This window comes from Frankia sp. CcWB2 (assembly GCF_977927585.1).
This window is the reverse complement of record NZ_CDWRCM010000251.1, coordinates 1-5,392: the sequence shown is the minus strand read 5'-3', so window position 1 is coordinate 5,392 and position 5,392 is coordinate 1. Positions and strand designations below refer to the sequence as shown.

The following is a 5,392-nucleotide window of genomic DNA, read 5'->3' as shown; positions in this document are numbered from 1 at the left end:
GGCCAGTTCGATCACAAGATCAGCGACAGATCCATCGGTGGCACTCGTCCGTATGGTCAGTATGGTCAGTCGGCGCTCGGGCATCGTCGCCGTCGTGGCGCGGCTCGTCACCGCCGCCCTGGGGTTCGGAACCACCCGGCTGGAGTTCACCACCGGCCAGGACAACTATCTGAACCCCGACTCCCAGGTCGCCCGGGACAACGTCGCCTACCAGTCCCTCTTCGGCGGCCAGGCGATGGTCACGCTGTTCGCCCTGGACAAGGGCGAACGACTCGAGGACCTGTTCACCAAGCGCGACATCAGCCAGTTCCGGGAGTTGCAGGCCAGCCTCGACGCCGATGACCGGATCGAATCGGTGATCACCCCGCTCGCGGCGCTGGAGTTCACGAACAACCTGGTCACGAGCCCGGACGGCAATCCCGTCAACAGCCCCGCCGGGAAGATCCTGCTCGGCGCCCAGCGCCGCGACCCGGATCCGGCCTCCGCCCAGCGGCGCCTCGCCGACTCCATCACGACCCTGCAGCGGATGCAGGCGATCCCGGTGGCCGAGCGGGTCTACGACAACCCGGCATGGGTCTCCTTCCTGCTCCGCGACAACACGGGTGCCATCCGCAAGTCGATCAAGCCATTCTTCCCGACCGAATCCACCAGCCAGATGGTCACCCGACTGCGGGGCAACGCCTCCCTCACGACCGAGGGCCAGGCCGCGACCCTGGTCGAGAAGGCCGTATCCGAACGCATATTCGATAATGCGACGACAGCGTCGACCGGGGCGCCCGCGCTGCTCCGCGACCTCAACGACTACCTGCGCGGCGGGTTCGCCACCCTCGGGGGCATCTCCCTGGCGCTGATGGCCGGCCTGCTGCTCGTCGCCTTCGCGGTGCGCTGGCGGCTGCTCCCACTCGGCGTCGTCGCCGTCGGCCTCATCTGGGCGTTCGGCCTCGCCGGCTACGCGGGCATCCCACTGTCGGTGGTGACCATCTCCGGTCTGCCGGTGCTGCTCGGCGTCGGCATCGACTTCGCCGTCCAGCTCCACAGCCGGGTGGAGGAGGAGGCCCAGCTGGCCCGGGCCGGCCATCCCGTCATCGCGGCCCTGGCCGGGCTGCTGCCCGCGCTGAGCGCCGCCACCGTCGCCGCGGTGCTGTCCTTCCTCGCGCTGGAGTTCAGCGACGTCCCGATGATCCGGGACTTCGGCACGCTGCTCGCCCTGGGCCTGCCGGTGATCGTCATCGCCACGATCCTGCTTCTCACCGCCTCGTTGGGCCTGCGGGAACGTCGCCGGCCGACCCCCCGAAGGACTACACCCACGGCCCGCTGGGTCGGATGGTGATCGCCCTGGGATCCCTGCCACGGATCACCGCGGTCCCGCTCGCCGTCGTGTCCGTCGCGGTCTTCGCCGTCGGGATCGTCACCGACGGCACGCTGAAGATCCAGACCGATCCGGAGAAATGGGTCGACCAGCAGAGTCAGGTCATCAAGAACATCAACACGCTGCGCGCGAGCACCGGATCCGCCAGCGAGCTGGGCATTTACGTCCAGTCGCCGAACGTCTTCGACGACGCCACCGTCTCCTTCCTCGCCGAGTTCGCGAACACCCGGCTCGCGAAGGACCCGGCCGACCTGCTGACCGCGTCGAGCCTCGTCACGACCATCAGCTTCATGATGGAGGTGCCGAACACGACGGTCGTCCTGCCGACGGGTCAGGACATCCGGCTCGGCTACGCCGCGGCGCCGCCTGACATCCAGCGCGCCACGGTGAACCTGGCCCACAACGCGCTCAACCTCGTCTTCCGCACCGGATCGGGCTCGTTGGAACGGCGGGCCGCGATCGTCGACGACATCCGGGACACGGTCCATCCGCCGCAAGGGGTACGCGCCACCCCGTCGGGCCTCGCCGTGGTCGGCACCGGGCTGCTGGAGAACTTCACGAAGAACCGGACCCAGCTGACCTACTTCGCGCTGGTCGGCGTCCTGCTCATGCTGCTGGTCTGGCACCGCAGCATCGTCCGGGCGGTCCTGTCGCTGGTGCCGGTGCTGATCGCGGTCGGGCTCAGCTCCATGATCGCCTGGCTGGCCGGCGTCGACCTCAGCCCGCTCACCGCGGTCGGCGGCCCGCTCGTCATCGCGCTGGGCAGCGAGTTCACCACCCTGCTCGTGCTTCGCCACCTGGCGGAGCGTCGACGCGGCCTGACGCCGAAGGAGGCCGTCGACCAGACCGCGGCCCGCACCGGACGCGCCTTCGTGGTCTCCGCGCTCGCCGCCGTGATCGGGGTCGCCGTCCTGGCCTTCAGCTCCCTGCCGCTGCTGCGCGACTTCGGTCTGCTGGTTGCCCTCAACGTCGCCGTCGCCCTGCTGTCCGCGCTGGTCGTCCTCCCACCCCTGTTGATCTGGGCGGACGAGCGCGGCTGGGTGCACCAGCCACGCCAGGCCGACCCGGGTCCGGCGGTCGGCGACAGGACCGGACCGGGTCTTCGTCAACGCGGCGACATGTGGGACGCTCAAGAAACCCGTTCCAAGGCCGGCGCATCACGGCCACAGCCGATGGCGGGTGGAAACCAGGACGAGACATCCGCCGTATAGGCTCGGCAGCCGCCCGAGCGTCGAAGGAGAGGGCATGAGTTTCGAGTTCAAGGTCGCGGATCTCGCACTGGCCGAGTTCGGCCGCAAGGAGATCCGGCTTGCCGAGCACGAGATGCCCGGCCTCATGGCCACCCGGGCGGAATACGCGGCCAGCCAGCCCCTCAGGGGCGCCCGCATTATGGGCTCCCTGCACATGACAATTCAGACCGCGGTGCTGATCGAGACCTTGGTATCGCTCGGCGCCGACGTCCGTTGGGTCTCCTGCAACATCTTCTCCACCCAGGACCACGCGGCCGCCGCCGTCGTCGTCGGGCCGAACGGCAGCAAGGACGACCCGCGGGGCGTGCCGGTCTTCGCCTGGAAGGGCGAGACCCTCGAGGAGTACTGGTGGTGCACGGACCAGGCGCTGGCCTGGCCGGGCGGCGGCACCCCGAACATGATCCTCGACGACGGCGGCGACGCGACCCTGCTCGTCCACAAGGGCGCCCAGTTCGAGGCGGCCGGCGCGGTCCCCGCGACGGACACCGCGGACGGCGAGGAGTACGCGATCGTCCTGGAGACCCTGCGCCGCACCATCGCGGAGAAGCCGGGCCGGTGGACCGAGACCGCGAAGAACATCAAGGGCGTCACCGAGGAGACCACGACCGGCGTGCACCGTCTCTATGAGATGGCGAAGGCCGGCACGCTGGCATTCCCGGCGATCAACGTCAACGACTCGGTGACGAAGTCGAAGTTCGACAACAAGTACGGCTGCCGCCACTCCGTCATCGACGGTCTCAACCGCGCCACCGACGTGCTCATCGGCGGCAAGGTCGCCGTGGTGTGCGGCTACGGTGACGTCGGCAAGGGCTGCGCGGACGCGCTGCGCGGCCAGGGAGCCCGGGTGATCGTCACCGAGATCGACCCGATCTGCGCCCTGCAGGCCGCGATGGATGGTTTCCAGGTCACCACCCTGGAGGACGTCGTCGCGACGGCGGACATCTTCGTCACCACGACCGGCAACTTCAACATCATCCACGCCGAGCACATGGCGGCGATGAAGCACCAGGCGATCGTGTCGAACATCGGGCACTTCGACAACGAGATCGACATGGCCGGCCTGGCCAGGACCCCCGGCATCGAGAAGATCAACATCAAGCCGCAGGTCGACGAGTGGGTGTTCCCGGACGGCCACTCGATCATCGTGCTGGCCGAGGGCCGGCTGATGAACCTCGGTTGCGCTACCGGGCATCCGAGCTTCGTGATGTCGAACAGCTTCACCAACCAGGTGATCGCGCAGATCGAGCTGTTCACGAAGACCGAAAACTACCCCCTCGGGGTGTACGTGCTACCCAAGCACCTCGACGAGAAGGTCGCCCGGCTGCACCTCGACGCGCTGGGCGTGAAGCTCACCCAGCTGACCAAGCAGCAGGCGGACTACATCGGCGTGCCCGTCGAGGGTCCGTACAAGGCCGACCACTACCGCTACTGATCGTCCAGCCCTCCCGCGCCGATTCCGGTTAATCCGGTCAATCCGGTTGACCGGAATCGGCGCTTCGCCCGGAATCGGCGCTTCGCCGGCCGGGATCGGTCAGCGTCTCCTGGACGACCAGCAAACCGACGTCCACGATGGGTCACTCAGATCGTCCAGGCTGTACCAGCCGGCCGGCAGGTAGGTTCCCCAGGTCGCCGACGGGACGTCGGCGACCGCCCGGCCCAGCACCGCGGGCCTGCGCACGCCGAAGGTCGCGTCGCCGCCGGGGCAGCCCAGGTGCCCGAACCTGAAGATCGGCTCGCCGGCCTCCTCACCCCGGCCTGGACCGGTCCGGCACAGCGATGCCGTGGCCGGCGGCCACAACGAGGCGACATGGACGTAGAAACCGGCGTCGAGATACGTCGCGGGTCTGTTCGGCTCTCCGGCCGCCGCCGGCACACCAACCTCCGTCGCCTGCCCGCCCGGGCAGTTCGCCCAGGTCGCTCCACCGGCCTGCGCGGCGCCCGCGTTCACCAGAGCCAGGATGCCGCTCACCACGAGGGTCGCCCCGGCGGTGGTCAGAGTGGTCCGAGTGGTCCGAGTGGTCCGAGTGGTCCGGGTTGCGCCGCCGCGCCGGCCCGCCCGCCGGGAGCCGCGCCGCGCGGGACGACCTCCTCCGGACGCCGGCGCTCCCGGCGCTCCGGAGGATAACGGCCGTCCGACTCGTCGCGGGAAAGATACGGCGTACCGCATTGAATGCCTCCTTCTCGAGCCCGGCTGCGGGTCGATCATGCGGTAGAACGATATAGGCGGCATCGAAACACGGGCTCCGCCACCCGGTCCGCGGTTCCTGCAAACATCCACAAAAAGACAGTCAGTATGCCCCTCGATACCGAGAGTTGACGAGGCGTCGAAGGGGTGGCGGCTGCGGCGGCGACTGTCCGTGCCCGGGGGCGCACCGCCGGACCGGGTCGGGCCCGCCGCAACGTTCTGTCACGGATCCGGCGGGAGGGTTTCCACCCGCCATACGCCCGGGCATACCGCCCCGATGCGGACCCCTCCGTAGCAACCCGGCACTATGGCCATGCCGGTACTCCGGCTGGAAACTATGACTGTAGCGGTCAACCGACCTGATGACCCCATGAACAGGAAGCGGCCCGGAATCGTGATTTCCCAGACGAGGATCTGTCGCGGCGGCATGCGTGGGAAGGATGGCCGGTAGCGATGGCACCGACCTTGTACCCGCCGGCCCGCTTCCGTCCGGTACGGAACACGGCCGGAGCGATGATCCAACCCACCCGGGGCCTCATCCCACATGTCCAGGTAAACATTCACCTGCTTTAGTGATCTTGCTGTAGG

At 68.7% G+C, this 5,392-nt stretch carries 2 protein-coding genes and 2 pseudogenes; 3 read left to right on the top strand and 1 reads right to left on the bottom strand.

The window, feature by feature from the left end; all coding sequences use genetic code 11:
* Positions 1 to 52 precede the first annotated feature (52 nt).
* Both ACY45C_RS19640 and ahcY read left to right on the top strand, forming a co-directional pair.
* Positions 53 to 2,580, top strand: a pseudogene (locus ACY45C_RS19640) (efflux RND transporter permease subunit).
* A 34-nt stretch (positions 2,581 to 2,614) separates the two neighbouring features.
* Entirely contained in the window at positions 2,615 to 4,051 is a 1,437-nt protein-coding gene (ahcY, locus tag ACY45C_RS19635; protein ID WP_462189032.1) for an adenosylhomocysteinase, read from the top strand.
* A gap of 99 nt (positions 4,052 to 4,150) precedes the next feature.
* On the opposite strand, the gene ACY45C_RS19630 is transcribed toward ahcY, so the two are convergent.
* Positions 4,151 to 4,591, bottom strand: a complete 441-nt coding sequence (locus ACY45C_RS19630) for a hypothetical protein (protein WP_462189031.1) — start codon at positions 4,589 to 4,591, stop codon at positions 4,151 to 4,153.
* 666 nt (positions 4,592 to 5,257) lie between these two features.
* Here ACY45C_RS19630 and ACY45C_RS19625 point away from each other — a divergent pair.
* A pseudogene (locus tag ACY45C_RS19625) lies at positions 5,258 to 5,359 on the top strand (N-acetylmuramoyl-L-alanine amidase); the annotation flags it as partial.
* Between the last annotated feature and the right edge of the window lie 33 nt (positions 5,360 to 5,392).

Coding starts and splice junctions, on each gene's coding strand:
- ahcY (WP_462189032.1), top strand. CDS start 2,615: ATGAGTTTCGAGTTCAAGGTCGCGGATCTCGCACTGGCCGAGTTCGGC.